The sequence below is a fragment of the Sphingobium sp. BHU LFT2 genome, from assembly GCF_018604485.1.
GTDB lineage: Bacteria > Pseudomonadota > Alphaproteobacteria > Sphingomonadales > Sphingomonadaceae > Sphingobium > Sphingobium yanoikuyae_A.
This window is the reverse complement of the sequence record NZ_JAFCGW010000003.1, coordinates 227,701-242,493: the sequence shown is the minus strand read 5'-3', so window position 1 is coordinate 242,493 and position 14,793 is coordinate 227,701. Positions and strand designations below refer to the sequence as shown.

The 14,793-nt window shown below is 68.6% G+C and carries 13 protein-coding genes; 6 read left to right on the top strand and 7 right to left on the bottom strand.

The annotated features are described in order from the left end of the window. Positions 1 to 30 precede the first annotated feature (30 nt). On the bottom strand, positions 31 to 777 hold the full coding sequence (locus tag JQK15_RS08440) for a 16S rRNA (uracil(1498)-N(3))-methyltransferase (RefSeq protein WP_214864858.1): 747 nt from the start codon (positions 775 to 777) through the stop codon (positions 31 to 33). Between the two features lie 95 nt (positions 778 to 872). On the opposite strand from JQK15_RS08440, the gene ubiA reads away from it, so the two are divergent. Together ubiA and JQK15_RS08430 are read left to right on the top strand one after the other, a co-directional pair. Further along, on the top strand, positions 873 to 1,781 hold the full coding sequence (ubiA, locus tag JQK15_RS08435) for a 4-hydroxybenzoate octaprenyltransferase (RefSeq protein WP_214864856.1): 909 nt from the start codon (positions 873 to 875) through the stop codon (positions 1,779 to 1,781). Then, the gene (locus tag JQK15_RS08430) at positions 1,778 to 3,244 is read left to right on the top strand and encodes a phospholipase D-like domain-containing protein (RefSeq protein ID WP_214864854.1); all 1,467 of its coding nucleotides are present in this window, start codon (positions 1,778 to 1,780) and stop codon (positions 3,242 to 3,244) included. Before ubiA ends, JQK15_RS08430 begins: the two co-directional genes overlap by 4 nt. Here JQK15_RS08430 and JQK15_RS08425 read toward each other — a convergent pair. The 5 genes from JQK15_RS08425 to JQK15_RS08405 form a co-directional block, all read right to left on the bottom strand. Continuing rightward, positions 3,241 to 4,347, bottom strand: coding sequence for a pyridoxal phosphate-dependent aminotransferase (locus tag JQK15_RS08425; protein ID WP_214864852.1), 1,107 nt, complete (start codon positions 4,345 to 4,347; stop codon positions 3,241 to 3,243). The genes JQK15_RS08430 and JQK15_RS08425 overlap by 4 nt on opposite strands. A gap of 76 nt (positions 4,348 to 4,423) precedes the next feature. Further along, on the bottom strand, positions 4,424 to 7,867 hold the full coding sequence (gene smc, locus JQK15_RS08420; RefSeq protein WP_214864850.1) for a chromosome segregation protein SMC: 3,444 nt from the start codon (positions 7,865 to 7,867) through the stop codon (positions 4,424 to 4,426). 77 nt (positions 7,868 to 7,944) lie between these two features. After that, positions 7,945 to 8,679: a thioredoxin domain-containing protein gene (locus tag JQK15_RS08415; RefSeq protein ID WP_017501742.1), complete on the bottom strand. Its 735-nt coding sequence runs from the start codon at positions 8,677 to 8,679 to the stop codon at positions 7,945 to 7,947. 44 nt (positions 8,680 to 8,723) lie between these two features. Further along, complete coding sequence (locus JQK15_RS08410; RefSeq protein WP_214864848.1) at positions 8,724 to 9,392, bottom strand: DsbA family protein; 669 nt, start codon at positions 9,390 to 9,392, stop codon at positions 8,724 to 8,726. A gap of 41 nt (positions 9,393 to 9,433) precedes the next feature. Next, positions 9,434 to 9,976 (bottom strand): DUF721 domain-containing protein, encoded by a 543-nt coding sequence (locus tag JQK15_RS08405; RefSeq protein WP_214864846.1) that lies wholly within the window; start codon positions 9,974 to 9,976, stop codon positions 9,434 to 9,436. A 26-nt stretch (positions 9,977 to 10,002) separates the two neighbouring features. On the opposite strand from JQK15_RS08405, the gene JQK15_RS08400 reads away from it, so the two are divergent. Genes JQK15_RS08400 through JQK15_RS08385 form a run of 4 tightly spaced genes read left to right on the top strand, consistent with a single transcriptional unit; the run spans position 10,003 to position 14,150 of the window. After that, the gene (locus tag JQK15_RS08400) at positions 10,003 to 11,073 is read left to right on the top strand and encodes an A/G-specific adenine glycosylase (RefSeq protein WP_214864844.1); all 1,071 of its coding nucleotides are present in this window, start codon (positions 10,003 to 10,005) and stop codon (positions 11,071 to 11,073) included. After that, the gene (gene nudC, locus JQK15_RS08395; protein WP_214864842.1) at positions 11,060 to 11,980 is read left to right on the top strand and encodes an NAD(+) diphosphatase; all 921 of its coding nucleotides are present in this window, start codon (positions 11,060 to 11,062) and stop codon (positions 11,978 to 11,980) included. The genes JQK15_RS08400 and nudC overlap by 14 nt, the downstream gene beginning before the upstream one ends. A 39-nt stretch (positions 11,981 to 12,019) precedes the next feature. After that, complete coding sequence (locus JQK15_RS08390; RefSeq protein ID WP_214864840.1) at positions 12,020 to 13,366, top strand: TldD/PmbA family protein; 1,347 nt, start codon at positions 12,020 to 12,022, stop codon at positions 13,364 to 13,366. Continuing rightward, positions 13,353 to 14,150, top strand: a complete 798-nt coding sequence (locus JQK15_RS08385) for a 3'(2'),5'-bisphosphate nucleotidase CysQ (protein WP_026109305.1) — start codon at positions 13,353 to 13,355, stop codon at positions 14,148 to 14,150. The genes JQK15_RS08390 and JQK15_RS08385 overlap by 14 nt, the downstream gene beginning before the upstream one ends. Here the strand turns inward: JQK15_RS08385 and JQK15_RS08380 are convergent, their stop codons facing one another. Beyond that, entirely contained in the window at positions 14,151 to 14,792 is a 642-nt protein-coding gene (locus JQK15_RS08380) for a GDSL-type esterase/lipase family protein (protein WP_353047191.1), read from the bottom strand. Between the last annotated feature and the right edge of the window lies 1 nt (position 14,793).

The following is a 14,793-nucleotide window of genomic DNA, read 5'->3' as shown; positions in this document are numbered from 1 at the left end:
TCCGCTTCAATTGGTTGCGGAAGAAAACCATTAGCCCCAGTCGCCATTCACCGTCATCCAGGCCGCCGTCGCGGCGATCGCGGCCGTCTCCGCGCGCAGGATTCGCGGGCCAAGCGACACCGGCACCGCCCCCGGCGTCTCCCGGATCGCCTCGCGCTCGGCGGGGTCGAATCCGCCCTCCGGCCCGACCAGGAAGGCCGCCGGGCCGGGATGGGCGCGCAATGTCTCGTCCAGCGATGCCCCACCGGTCTCGTCGGCGAAGAACAGATGCCGCTCCGCCGACCAGCCCTTCAGCAGCGCGTCGAGCTTCACCATTTCGGTCAGCTCCGGCAGGGCGGTGCGCCCGCACTGTTCGGCCGCCTCGACCAGATGGGCGTGCAGCCGGTCGAGATTGAGCTTGTCGACCACCGCCCGCCGGGTCAGCACCGGCTGCAATCGCGCGACGCCCAGCTCGCACGCCTTTTCCGCGATCAGGTCGATCCGCCCCTTCTTGATCGGCGCGCAGCACAGCCAGAAATCGGGAACCACCTCCGGCGGCTTGGTTTGCTGCACGCATTCCAGCACCAGGTCGCGCTTGCGGATATCCCGCGCCCGCGCCGCCCATTCGCCCGACTTGCCGTCGAACAGCAGCACGATATCGTCCGGCTTCACCCGCATCACGCTGATGAGGTAATGGGCGCCGTTGCCGTCGACCGGCACGGCGACCCCTTCGCCCAGCAGCGTTTCGACATGCAGGCGCGGGGCGCTCTGCGGCGGCCAGGCGGGGGTAGCGGTCATTTTGTCTCGTCCATTCCGGCCGCGCTTGTCGTCGGCCCGATCTTCCCTAAAGAGGAAAGCGCGTTCCCGACAAGCGCGGGACGAACGGAGTTGCAGTGAATCAGTCGATCGTCCCCGACAGCGAAGCGCGCGGCCTGCTTGCGCGCCTGCCGGAAACCCCGCGGATCCTGGCCTCGCTGGCCCGACTCGACCGGCCGATCGGCTGGTGGCTGCTGTTCTGGCCCGGCGCCTGGGCGGTGGCGCTGGCGGGCGGTGCCTTTGTCCGCTGGCCGCTGATCCTCTGGCTGCTGCTCGGCAGCATCGCGATGCGCGGCGCAGGCTGCGTCTTCAACGACATCGTCGATCGCGATCTCGATGCGCGGGTCGCGCGCACCGCCGCCCGCCCGCTCGCCAGCGGCGCGATGTCGGTCAAGACCGCCTGGGCCTGGCTGCTCGCGCTCTGCCTGATCGGCCTCATCGTCCTGTTGCAGCTCAGCCTCCATGCCCAGATCGTGGCGCTCGGCTCGCTGGCGCTGGTCGCCGCCTATCCCTTCATGAAGCGGATCACCGGCTGGCCGCAGGTCTGGCTCGGCATCGTCTTTTCCTGGGCGGCGCTGGTCGGCTGGAGCGAGATTGCCGGCGCGCTGACCCTGCCGGGACTGTGCCTCTATGCCGGCTGCATCTTCTGGGTGCTGGGCTATGACACCATCTATGCGCTGCAGGACCGGGAGGATGACGCGCTGATCGGCATCGGCTCCAGCGCCCTGTCGATGGGCCGTCATGTCCGGGGCGGGGTGACGCTCTGCTATCTCGTCGCGCTTGCGCTGTGGGCCAGCGCCATCTGGCAGGTCCGGCCGCAGCTTCTGGCGCTGGTCGCGCTGGCGCCGATGGCCGCCCATCTGTTCTGGCAGGTCGGCACGCTGAAGGAAGACGGCACCGATCCGCTCGTCAAATTCCGATCCAACCGTTTTGCAGGATTGCTGATGTTCCTTGCCTGTCTGGTCGTCGGGAGTGCCGGCGTATGAGCATGACCGGTCTGCCCACCCCCGGCGAGGATTGCTGGCGCATCGAACAGGCGGTGCGCGCCAGCGTGATCGTCGATGCCGACGCCTATTTCCGCCATGCCCGCGCCGCGATGCTGAAGGCGAAGAAGCGGATCATGCTGATCGGCTGGGATTTCGACGCCGCGATCAGCCTGATCCGCGAGGACCAGGCCGATGATGGCGCGCCGGTGGTGATCGGCGACTTCATCAGCTGGCTGGTGGAACGCACGCCGGACCTGGAAATCTATCTGCTGCGCTGGGACATGGGCGCGATGAAGTCGATGGTCCGGCCGACCAACCTCTTCACCACGCTCAAATGGATGGCCCATCCGCGCGTCACGGTGAAGCTGGACGGCCATCATCCTCCCGCCGCCTCGCATCATCAGAAGATCGTCGTGATCGACGATTGCTTCGCCTTTTGCGGCGGCATCGACATGACCGGCGACCGCTGGGACACGCGCCATCATCGCGATGAGGAACTGGGGCGCCGCCATCCCGACGGCTCGCCCTATGGCCCCTGGCATGATGCGACGACCGCCTTGCAGGGACCGGTGGCGATGGCGCTGGGCGACCATGCCCGCGCTCGCTGGGTCGGCGCCGGCGGTGATGAACTGGCCCCGGTTGAGGGCGAATATGATTGCTGGCCCGATGCCCTGCCGGTCCATTTCGAGCATGTCGACGTCGCCATCGCCCGCTCCGCGCCGAAGATGGACGATCAGGACGAACTGATCGAGATCGAGAAGCTCTATCTCCACCAGATCGCGGCCGCCCGGCACTGCATCTATGCCGAAAGCCAATATTTCGCCTCGCGCCGCATTGCCGAGGCGATCGCCAAGCGGCTCGGCGATCCCGACGGGCCGGACATCGTCATCATCAACCCGCTCCAGGCCGATGGCTGGCTGGAACAGCAGGCGATGGATACCGCCCGCGCCCGCCTGTTCGAGGCGCTCAAGGAGCGCGACCCGCATGGCAAGCTGCGCATCTATCACCCCTTCACCACGCGCGGCGCCCCCATCTATGTCCATGCCAAGATATTGATCGTCGACGATCGGTTGATCCGCGTCGGCTCGTCCAACATGAACAACCGCTCGATGCGGCTCGATACCGAATGCGACGTGGTGATCGACACCGCGCTGCCCGGCAATGACGGCCGGCAGGAAACCATTCTCGCCATTCGCGACGACCTGATCGCCGAGCATCTCGATTTGCCGCGCGAGCGTGTGTCGGCGGTAATCGCCCAGCGTGGCCTGATCGCCGCGATCGAGGAATTGCGCACCAAGCCGGGTCGCACCCTGCGCCCCTATGAGGTGCCGGACCTCGCCGATGTCCAGGCCTGGCTCGCCGACAATGAGGTGCTCGATCCCGAAGGCCCGGACGAGATGTTCGAAGCGGTCAGCGAGCGCGGCCTGTTCCGCCGGATGAAGGGCTGGTTCGGCCGGAGCTAAACTATGGTGAGGGCAGTCGCGATCCGCTCCGCCGCGATCGCAAAGCCTTCGGCCTGCTGCGCGAAGCCCAGCCGCATATGATCCGGCTGACCGAAACAATCGCCCGGCGCCAGCAGCACGCCCTGCGCCGCCAGCGCCTCGCACAGCGGCCGGCTGTCGCGCCCGTCGCCCAGCCAGGGAAAGGCGGTGGTGCCGCCCTGCGGCCGCACCCATTGCAGCTTGCCCTCGGCCCCGGCGATCAGTTGGTCGAGGACAGCGATGTTGACAGTCGCAACGGCCTTCAACCGATCGGTAATGGCTGGGCTGTGCCGTAGCGCATGGGTCGCCAGCCGCTCCAGCAGCGGCGAACTGCTGATCGTGAAATAACTGCGCGCGTCGATGATCCGGGCGCGCTGCGCGTCGTCGGGCGCGATGATCCAGCCCATCCGCAATCCCGGCAGCGACAGCGCCTTGGACATGTCGCTGGTGACATAGGCGTTGGGGATGCCGGCGGCCGATTGCTGCGGCGCACCGAAATAGAGCGGATGATAGACCTCATCGACCAGCAGCGGCACGCCGCGCTCGGCCAGCGCCGCCGCCAGCCGTGCGATCTCCGCGCGCGGCATCACCGATCCGCTGGGATTGTGCGGCGTGTTGACCACGACCCCGGCGGTGTCGCCATCGACCAGCGCCAGGATCGCATCCACATCCTGCGCAAAGCCGGTCTCTCGCGTCAGCGCATAGTGCCGCGTCCCCAGTCCCCAGGCCTGCGCCACCGCCGCATAGGCCGGATAGCCGGGATTCGGCATCAGCATATGCGCGCCCGGTCGCGCCGCGAGGCAGAAGAAGATCGACAGCGCCTCCGACGATCCGGTGGTCGCCACCACCCTGTCAGCTTCGCTGTCATGAAAGGCGGCGATCGCCGCGCGCAAGGCCGCGCTTCCCTCGGGCGGGGCATAGCTCAGCACGGTGTCGTCGATCGCCAGCGGCGCGTCGCCCAGCGCGCAGATTTCCGCCACGCTCCAGCGCGGCCCGGTGCTCGACGCCAGATTATAGGCGATCGGCGGCGTCGCGAAATCATAGGCCGACAGCCAATGGTCGAGGGCAAAGGGCGGCAGGTCCATGGCACAACTCCGTGATCAGGCCGCCAGCTTCGCCAGTCGCCGCGTGGCGGCAAGGACCGGTTGCGCGGCGCTGGCCCTATTGCGCCGCCAGCAGCGCCTCGGCGCCGTGCAGGTTGACCGACACCAGCCGGCTGACGCCGCGCTCCACCATGGTGACGCCGAACAGTCGGTGCATGCGCGCCATCGACACCGCATTATGGGTGACGATCAGATAGCGGGTGCGGGTCTGGGCGACCATCGCGTCGAGCAGGTCGCAGAAACGCTCGACATTGGCATCGTCCAGCGGCGCGTCGACTTCGTCCAGCACGCAGATCGGCGCCGGATTGGTGAGGAATAGGCCGAAGATCAGCGCCACCGCAGTCAGCGCCTGCTCGCCGCCCGACAACAGGGTCAGCGCCGCCAGCTTCTTGCCCGGCGGCTGGGCCATGATCTCCAGCCCCGCCTCCAGCGGATCGTCGCTGTCGATCAGTTCCAGATGCGCCTGACCGCCATTGAACAGCGTCGTGAAGAGCCGGCGGAAATGCCCGTCCACTGCCTCGAACGCGGCCAGCAGCCGCTGCCGCCCCTCGCGGTTGAGGCTGCCGATCGATCCGCGCAACTGGTTGATCGCCTGGGTCAGTTCCGCGCTTTCGGCCCGGCTGGTCGCCTGGATCGTCTCCAGTTCCTCCAGCTCCTGCGCCGCGACCAGATTGACCGGACCGATGCGCTCGCGTTCGGCCGACAGTCGGTCATGCTCGGCCTGCTCGCTCTGGGCGATGCGGATGTCGGCGCTGGGAAAGCCCAGTTTCTCCGGCAGCACCGGCGGCGGGCATTCGAACCGCTCGCCCGAGAGGCGATTGGTCTCGATGCGCCGCTCGTCCGCCGCCTCTGCCCGCGCCACCGCCGTCGCCCGCGCCTCACGCGCGCCGGCCAGCGCCTCGCCGGCATCGGCGGCACGCTTCTCGGCCGCCTTCAGCGTCGCCTCGGCCTCGATCTCGGCGCGGCGGGCCTGTTCGGCGCGTTCGACCTGCGCCTCGCGCTCCTCGGTCAGCGTGGCGATCGTGGCGCCCAGTGCCTCGGGCTGGCCCTCGATCGCGGCGCGCTCCTGCACCACCGTCTCGCCGCGCGTCGCCATGGCGGCGATGCGCTTGGCGGCCTCGCCGGCGCGGGTGTTCCATCCCTTGGCCTCGGCATCGGCCGCCGCCATGCGCTCGCGGTCGCTGGACAGTGCCCGGTCGGCCAGCGCTTGGTCGGCCTGCAATTGGCTGACGGCCATGCGCGCCTTCTCGCTCGCCTGCGACAGCGCCGCCACCTGCGCCCGCGTTTCGGCGCCATCGGGCAGGGCGGCCCGCGCGGCCGACGCCTTGTCATGTTCGGCCTGCGCCGCCGCCTGGTCGCGCCGCGCCTCGGCCAGCCGTTCCTCGATCGCCTCGCGCTTGCCGCTCAGCCGCTCCAGCGCGCCCGCCGCCTCGTCCGCCGCGCGCAGCGCAGTGCGCAGCCGCTGGTCGGCATCGCCCAGCTTGGTGCGCCCGGCCGCGAGCGCATCCACCGCCGCCTTCTCGCGCGCACCAGCCTCGGCCTGCTCCGCCTGTGCCGTCTCGACCGCCTGCGCCGCTGCCGGACGCGCAGCATCGATCGCCTCCAGCCGGTTGATGCGGATCAGCCGTTCGGCGGCCGCCGCGCCGCCCTCGACCGCGACATAGCCGTCCCAGCGCCGCAATTGCCCATCCAGCGTCACCAGCCGCTGGCCGACCTGCAGCGCCTGGCCGATGTCGCGCTCCACTACCGCTACCTGCGCCAGCCGCCGCGCCAGCGCTGCGGGCGCGGTCACATGCGCGGCCAGCGGGCTGGCGCCGTCGGGCAAGCGGGGATCATCCTTCAACGCGTCAGCGCCCGCCCAACGACGCGGCCCTTCCGCCCCGATCGGTGCTTCCAGATCATCGCCCAGCGCTGCCGCCAGCGCCCGCTCATAGCCCGGCGCCGCCTTCAACTGGTCGAGCGCCCGCGCCCGGCCGCTGCCGCCGGCATCGATCGCCTTGCGCAGTGCCGTCGCCTCGCTGTCCAGCGCCGCCAGCGCGGCCCGCGCCGATGCCAGCGCCGCCTCCGCTGCCGACCGCGCCTCGCTCGCCACCTGCCGCTCCGTCTCGGCCGCTGCGATCGCCGCCTCCGCCGCCTCGCGATCGGCATTGGCGCGGACCTGCGCCGTCGCTGCCTCGTCGCGCTTCGCTTCCAGCGGCGCGGCATCGGGCAAGGCCGCCGCCTCCCCCTCCAGCCGCCGCATTGCCTGCTCCGCCCGGCCCAGCCGGTCGCGCGCCGCCGCCAGTGCCGCCTCCGCGACGCGCAACTCGGCCTGCTCGCCCGCCTGCTTGGCCATCGCCTTGGCGAGGTCCAGCTCGGCATCGCGCGCGCCATCCTCGGCGCGGGCGATACGCGCGGCGAAATCGGGGCGCATCGCCTCGGTCTCGGCAATCCGGCCCTTCAGGCTCGCGACCTCGGCCGTCAGCCGCGCAATCGCCTCGGCGGCGTCATTGGCCAGCGTGCCCTCGCGCTCGCGATCCTCGTCCAGCCGCGCCGCCTGCTGCGCCAGGTCATGCAGCCGGCGCACCACCCCGTCGCGCTCTGCCTTCAGCGTGTTGAGCTGGTGGCCGGATTCGCTGGCGGCATCGCGCGTCGCCAATGCCTCCGCCCGCCGCTCGGCCAGCGCGGTTACGGCCGCGCCGCTATGGACATTGGCCGCCGTCAGCGCCTCTTGCGCCGCGCCCACCGTCGCCTCGGCCAGCTTCGCCTCGGCCCGCGCCGCCTCGGCACTGGCATTGGCTTCGCGCCAGCGGGCGAAGATCACCCGGCCCTCGGCTATGCGGATCTGTTCGGACAGGCGGATATAGCGCTCCGCCGCGCGCGCCTGACGCCGCAAATTGCCGGCGCGACTGTCCATGTCGGCCAATATCTCGTCCAGCCGGGCCAGATTGCCCTCGGCGGCGCGCAATTTCTGCTCGGCATCCTTGCGCCGGACATGCAGGCCGGCGATCCCTGCGGCCTCTTCCAGCATGGCGCGCCGTTCCTGTGGCCGGGCGGCGATGACGGCGGCGATCCGCCCCTGGCTGACCAGTGCCGGGCTGTGCGCGCCGGTGGCGGCATCGGCGAAGATCAGCGCCACATCTTTGGCGCGCACATCCTTGCCATTGGCACGATAGGCGCTGCCCGCGCCGCGTTCGATCCGACGCGTGACTTCCAGTTCGCCATCCGCGCCGACATCGACCGCGTTGAACAGTTCGCCCTGTTCCTGGATGGTCAGCAGCGACACTTCGGCAAAGTCGCGCTGCGGCCGGCTGGTGGTGCCGGCAAAGATCACATCCTCCATGCCGCCGCCGCGCATGGACTTGGCGCTGGATTCGCCCATCACCCAGCGGATCGCTTCCAAGAGGTTGGATTTGCCGCAGCCATTGGGGCCGACAATGCCGGTCAGACCCGGCTCGATGCGCAATTCGGTCGCATCGACGAAGCTCTTGAAGCCCGAAAGCTTGAGCCGCTTTATCTGCATGGGGAAACGCCGGGGCAGGGTGCCGCCCCGGTCTCCTTGGGCCTCAGGCCTTCAGATGTCGCCCCCCCTTGCGCCAATCAGATACCCGCTTCCTTGAGCTTGTTCTTCAGCACCGGCCAGGACGAGGCATTCTCGACCACCACGCCGTTCATCAGGAAGGTCGGCGTGCCGGAGATGTTGTATTGGGCATTGGCCGCCTCGACGCCCTTGGCCAGCTTCTCGGCAGTTGCCGTGTCGGCCAGGCACTGCTTGGCCTGATCCTCGGCGATGCCGCGCTGCTTGGCATAGTCAATGAGGCCCAGCGCGTTGGCCAACTGGCCGAAACGCTGCGCCGGCGGCGCCGACACCATCGCCTGATAGGGGGCGTCGCCCAGGCCCTGCGCCTTTTCGAACATCGCGCTCTGGTTGGCGAAGAACTGTTCCGACAGCGGATAATAGATGTCCTTGCCGCCGCAACGGGCCAGCAGCGCCGTCGTGATGTCGATCGGGTCGCGGACATAGACGCGGAATTCGTAGCTGATCTTACCGCTATCGACCATCGCCTTCAGTTCTTCCGACGATTCATGGGCGAAGTCGCGGCAGTGGCTGCAGGTGAAGGAGCCATATTCGACCAGCTTCAGCTTGGCGGCGGGATTGCCCATCACGAAATTGCCCTCGGGCGTTTCGGCGACGGTTTCCGACCAGCTGGTGCCGGCGGGCGCGGCCACGGCGGCGATCGGCGCGGCGGAGGTTGCATTGCCCTCATCCTTCTTGCCGCAACCGGCAAGCGTCAGGGACAGGGCGATAAGGGCAAGGCCGGACAGGACTTTCACGACGGGCGACGCTCCGAATTATGGATAGTTGGGGACGGTTTAGATCAGCGGGCGGCTGCGGGCAATGCGGCCTTGAGCAACTCCCAGGTCGATCCCTGGACCAGCGTGCCGTTGACGACAAAGCCGGGTGTGCCGGTGATCTTGACCTTGTTCCACGCCTCGTCGGTCATCGCCAGGATCGCCTTTTCCGATGCCGGGTCGGCGATGCAGGCGTCGAGCTGCGCATTGCTGAAGCCGCGCTTGTTCATCAGCGTATAAAGGCCGGTCTTCTGGCCGATGTCGCGCAGCGCTGCCTTCTGCTCGGTCGGCTTGGCCGCACCCTTGTCATAGGCCATGATCTGCTCCATCCAGGCATCCTGGTTGGCGAACAGCGCCTCATGATTGCCCATGAAGCGCTTGGCGCCGCCGCAACGGGCGAGCAGCGCGGCGGTCAGGTCATATTTGTCGCGCACGGCGTTGCGCACTTCGGCGCTGACCTTGCCACCCTTCACATAATCGGCTTTCAGCGATGCACTCGCGTCATTCACGAAATGGGCGCAGTGGCTGCAGGTATAGCTCACATATTCGACCAGCTTGGTCGGCGCGGCGGGGTTGCCCATGACATGGCCGCCGATCGGCGAACGCACCACCTGCGCGACCCAGTTGGGCGCGGCGGCGACGGCGATGGCGGGAACGGCGATCAGGGCAAGCAGGGAAAGGCGGAACTTGGTCATGGGGCAGTCCTAAGGCATCGCCCCGGACGGGGCGGGTTGCATCAACCGATCTTGGGCAGGCCATTCGAATTCGCAAGCCCCTGTGCCAGCGATTCGAGGACTTTGCGCAATTCCGGATCACCGATGTCGCGCAGGGAATCCCCCAGCTCGACCGGAATGGGTTTGAGGTTGCGGGGCGGCGGGCGCCGCTCGACCGGCGCTGGGCCGACCATGCCCTGCTTCATCGCCACCTTGGCGACGGCGGCATAGCCGAAGAAACGGTTCACCCGCTCGATGATGTCGGGCAGCGCATGCTGGATCATCGGCGCATGGCCGCTCATCACCGTCAGTTGCAGCGTGCCGCCCGATTTCTGGCCAACCGGGAAGCGGATCGATTCGGGCGCGGTGATCGCGGCATAGTCTGCGCCGACGATATCGTTCCAGCGGGTGACGATGCTCGACTGGACGAAACCGAACTTGCGGAATGCGGTACGGCCGATCTCCGGCATCAGGTCGGCGATCGCGCGCGGCGCACCCACGCGGGGGCGCTCGGCCGGCGGCGCGACGCGGCTCGTCTTTTTCGCGGTCGGGGGGCGTTCCGTCATGGCGCGCTACATGGCATAGGGCCGCCATGCGCGTCGAGATGTCGGGTTCAAAAATCGCATGGGATCTGCTGGCCCATTATGACGTCCATGCCCGGCGCCTGCCCTGGCGCGCGCCACCGGGCGCCAATGCGGCCGATCCCTATCATGTCTGGCTGTCCGAAGTGATGCTGCAACAAACCACGGTCGCGGCGGTCGGCCCCTATTTCGAGAAATTCACGGTCCGCTGGCCGACGGTGGAGGATCTGGCTGCCAGTGCCGACGCCGACCTGATGGCCGCCTGGGCGGGGCTGGGCTATTATGCCCGCGCCCGCAATCTGCTCGCCTGCGCCCGCGCCGTGGTGGCCGATCATGGCGGCCGCTTCCCCGACACCGAAGACGCATTGCGTGCCCTGCCGGGCCTGGGCGCCTATACCGCTGCCGCTGTCGCCGCCATCGCCTTCGGTCGCCGTGCCGTGGTGGTGGACGCCAATGTCGAACGGGTGGTCGCCCGCCTGTTCGCCATAGCGACGCCGCTGCCCGCCGCTCGGCCGGACATCCGCGCGGCGGCCGACAGCATCACGCCGGATCTGCGCGCCGGCGATTTTGCCCAGGCGATGATGGACCTGGGCGCCACCATCTGCACGGCGCGCAACCCCGCCTGCGGCATCTGTCCGCTGCGTCAGGATTGCGCGGCGGTGCGCACCGCCGATCCCGCCGCCTTCCCGGTCAAGGCGCCGAAAAAGGCCAAGCCCCATCGTCTCGGCCATGCCTGGTGGATTGAACGCAGCGATGGCCAGGTCTGGCTGGTGCGTCGTCCGGACAAGGGATTGCTGGGCGGCATGCGCGCGCTCCCCAGTTCCGACTGGAATGCGGCGCCCGACGCCACGCCGCCCTTCGCCGCGCAGTGGCAGACGATCGATCCGCCGGTCGCCCATGTCTTCACCCATTTCTCGCTGGCGCTCAGCGTCCACACTACCCATGTGGGGATGGGCCATGTGCCTGACGGTGCAGGGGAATGGTGGCCGCACGACCGGATCGGCGAGGCAGGGCTGCCCACCCTGTTCGCGCGGGCGGCCGATGCGGCGATGAAGGAGATGACGGACGATGCACGGAACTGACCCCCAAGCGCACGGCCTGCCCGGTTTCGTCGGCGGCACGCTCGATCGGGTCGATCATATCCGCAGCAATCCCGCGCTCCATGCGCAGGCCTTTGCCTCGCCTGACGCCCGGCTGCTGATCCTCGAAGGGCTGGAGCCGGTGACCGACGATCATGGCCTGGCCCTCGCCCCGCTTGGCCCCGACGCGCGGATCGAGGAACATGTGCTGCTCGGTGTCGATCTGCAGGATCGCCCGATCTTCGCCCACCTGGTCGAGACGCTGGAACAGGGGCCCAATGCGACGCCGCGATCGCGTGGCCTCGCCGATCTCGTCTCCGCGTCCGACGTTGCGCTCTACGGCACCGCGCGCAGCCTCGTCTTCTGGCATGCCCGGCATCGCTTCTGCTCGGTCTGCGGTGGGCCGACCCATGCGCACAAGGCTGGCTGGGCGCGCCGCTGCGGAACCTGCGGCTCCGAACATTTCCCGCGCGTCGATCCGGTCTCGATCATGCTCGCCGAGCATGAGGGCCGTGTCCTGCTCGGTCGCCAGCATAGCTGGCCGCCCGGCCGCTATTCCGCGCTCGCCGGCTTCATCGAACCGGGCGAGACGGTCGAGGAAGCGGTCGCGCGCGAACTGAAGGAGGAAGCCGGCATTATCGTCCATTCGGTCCGCTATGTGATGAGCCAGCCCTGGCCCTTCCCCTCCTCGCTGATGATCGCCTGCGTCGCCCAGTGCGACGATCCCGCGCTGACCCTGGACGAGACCGAGATCGAACATGCCTTCTGGTGCGATGCCGATGGCGTCGCCGCCGCGCTGGCGGGCGATCCCGACGCGCCCTTCCTCGCGCCGCCGCGCATGGCGGTCGCCTGGCACCTGCTCGACCATTGGCTGCGCGGCGCGGTTGCCCCGTCCGACGCAAGGGCGTAAGGCCCGGCTTCGTCTTCACTACAGGATCGACCTTCCTTTATGCTCAGCCTCGAAGAAGCCCAGTCGCGCGCGCAGGATCTGGTCACGGCGGCGCGCAAGGCGGGGGCGGACGCGGCCGACGCCATCTATGCCTGCAACGCCTCGACCACGGTGGCGGTGCGGCTTGGCGCGCTGGAGGATGTCGAGCGGTCCGAGGGGGAGGAGATCGGCCTGCGCGTCTTCATCGGCCAGCGCTCGGCCAGCATTTCCGCGTCGGACATGAACCCCGCGACGCTCGCGACCCTGATCGACCGCAGCATCGCCATGGCGCGCGAGGCACCGGAAGACCCCTATGCCGGCCTGGCGCCGGAGGATCGGCTGCTCAGGAAGCGCGCGCCCTCGCTCGACCTGGTGGACGAGGAGGAGCCCGAACCCGCCGCGCTGCGCGAACGCGCGCTGATCGCGGAAGAAGCGGCGCGCAGCATTCCCGGCATCACCAACAGCGAAGGCGGCGGCGCTGCCAGCGGCCGCAGCCAGGTCGCGCTTGCCACCAGCCATGGCTTTGCGGGCGCCTATGCCGCGACCAATCATTCGACCTGGGCCAGCGTGCTCGCGGGCAGCGGCGCCGACATGCAGCGCGACCATGCCAGCCATGCCAGCCGCCATCTCAAGGATCTGGACGATGCCGAAGCGGTCGGCATACGCGCCGGCCAGCGCGCCGTGGCGCGGCTCAATCCGGGCAAGGTCGACAGCGGCGTCATGCCGGTCATCTTCGATCCGCGCATCGGCTCCAGCCTGGTCGGTCATCTGATCGGCGGCATGGTCGGCCCGGCGATCGCACGCCGCTCCAGCTTCCTGCTGGACTCGCTGGGTGCCCTGTTGTTCGACAGCAAGATCACGATCATCGACGATCCGCTGCTGCTGCGCGGCCTGCGCTCGCGCCCGTTCGACGGCGAAGGGCTGCCGGTCGAGCGCCGCGCACTGATCGAGGATGGCGTGTTGACCGGCTGGCTGATGGACAGCGCCTCGGCCCGCCAGCTTGGCCTGGAACCCACCGGCCATGCCAGCCGCGGCGGCGCTGGTGCGCCGGGCGCGGGCATCACCAATGTCCATATGGAAGCGGGCAGCCTGTCGGTCGGCGAACTGATGGCCGATGTGAAGCGCGGCATCTATGTCACCGAACTGATCGGCATGGGCGTCAATGGCGTCACCGGCGACTATAGCCGCGGCGCCGCCGGCTTTCTGATCGAAAATGGCGCGGTCGGCCCGGCCGTGTCGGAAATCACTATCGCCGGCAATTTGAAGGACATGTTCCGCACCCTGGTGCCGGCCAATGACCTGATGTTCCGCTATGCCATGAACGTGCCGACCCTGCGCGTCGACGGGATGACCGTTGCCGGCGGCTGAGCCTCTGTTGCCGGCCGTCGTCGCGGCGGTCACCGATGCGGCCGATCGCGCGCTGGCGCTATGGGCCGATGGCGAAACGCGCGTGCGCCAGTGGGAAAAGGTGCCCGGCCATCCGGTCTGCGAGGCGGACCTGGAAATCGACGTCATGCTGCGCGAACGGCTGGCGGCGATCGATCCGCAGGCCGGCTGGCTGTCGGAGGAGACGGCCGATACCGTGCATCGCCTGGGCGTATCGCGCGTCTGGGTGGTCGATCCGATCGATGGCACCCGCGACTATCTGCGCGGCCGGCCCGGCTGGGCGGTCTCGGTCGCCCTGGTCGAGGATGGCGCGGTCAGGCTCGGCATTCTGGCGGCACCCGCGCGCAAGGAATTATGGATTGCGCAGGCCGGGCAGGGCGCGACCCGCAATGGCGTGCCGCTCCATGCCGGCAATCGCACCATGCTGCCCGGCGCCCGCGTCCCCGCCGACCAACTGCCGCGCGCCGACCGCGATCTCGTCACCGTGGACAAGCCCAACAGCATCGCGCTGCGCATGGCGATGGTCGCCGCCGATGAGGCCGATCTGGTCGCCACCGTGCGCTGGGGCAATGAATGGGACGTCGCCGCCTCCGCCCTGATCGCGCAGGAGGCCGGCGCCATCGTCACCGATGCGCTGGGCGATCCGCTCGCCTTCAACCGGCCCCAGCCGGTCGCCTTCGGCCTGCTCTGTGCGGCGCCGGGCATCCATGCCGCCGCCGCCGCCCGCCTCGCGCCGCGTGCGAAGGAGATATTGGGCAAGGCCTGATCAGCCGGCGCAGGCTTTCACCGTCTGGGCGGGCAGCACCTCTTTCAGTCTAGCTCGCACCACATCGGCCCAGATGCGATAGCCCGCGGCGTTCATATGCACCTTGTCGGGCTGATAATTGTCGCCCAGCTTGCCGTCCTTCAACAGAGGCGTGGTGATGTCGGCATAATGGACATTCTGCATGTGCGGGATCAGCCGCCGGGTCGCATCATTATAGATTTGCTGCTGCGGAAAGATCGCCCAGCGCCCCGGACTGGGCTTCATCGATAATATGATGACCGGCACGTCGCCCAGCAACTGCGTCCGCATCTCCAGGAAGCGTGCCATATCGTGGAAGATCGGCCGCAGCTGTCGCCCGCCCGCCAGGTCATTCTCGCCGGCATAGAGGATGATCGCCGCCGGTTTTGGCGTGCCCTGCTCGATATTGGCGAAACGCGGCAATATCTCGTTGAATGTGGCGCTGTTGATGCCGCGATTATGCGCGACCCAGGGCGCCATATCCTGCTCCAGGCTGGTCCAGCGCTTGATCGATGAACTGCCCACGAACCACAGGGCGCACGGCCCCTCGCGTCCCTGCCCGTCCGGCAGGGTCTGGCTGGCGTCGCGATAATGGGTGAAGGCGAACCAGCCCCCGATTATCACG

Bases quoted from the DNA above. Each gene is read 5' to 3' on its own strand.
- JQK15_RS08440 (WP_214864858.1), bottom strand. From the start codon at position 777: ATGACCGCTACCCCCGCCTGGCCGCCGCAGAGCGCCCCGCGCCTGCAT.
- JQK15_RS08430 (WP_214864854.1), top strand. From the start codon at position 1,778: ATGAGCATGACCGGTCTGCCCACCCCCGGCGAGGATTGCTGGCGCATC.
- JQK15_RS08425 (WP_214864852.1), bottom strand. From the start codon at position 4,347: ATGGACCTGCCGCCCTTTGCCCTCGACCATTGGCTGTCGGCCTATGAT.
- smc (WP_214864850.1), bottom strand. From the start codon at position 7,867: ATGCAGATAAAGCGGCTCAAGCTTTCGGGCTTCAAGAGCTTCGTCGAT.
- JQK15_RS08410 (WP_214864848.1), bottom strand. From the start codon at position 9,392: ATGACCAAGTTCCGCCTTTCCCTGCTTGCCCTGATCGCCGTTCCCGCC.
- JQK15_RS08405 (WP_214864846.1), bottom strand. From the start codon at position 9,976: ATGACGGAACGCCCCCCGACCGCGAAAAAGACGAGCCGCGTCGCGCCG.
- JQK15_RS08400 (WP_214864844.1), top strand. From the start codon at position 10,003: ATGCGCGTCGAGATGTCGGGTTCAAAAATCGCATGGGATCTGCTGGCC.
- nudC (WP_214864842.1), top strand. From the start codon at position 11,060: ATGCACGGAACTGACCCCCAAGCGCACGGCCTGCCCGGTTTCGTCGGC.
- JQK15_RS08390 (WP_214864840.1), top strand. From the start codon at position 12,020: ATGCTCAGCCTCGAAGAAGCCCAGTCGCGCGCGCAGGATCTGGTCACG.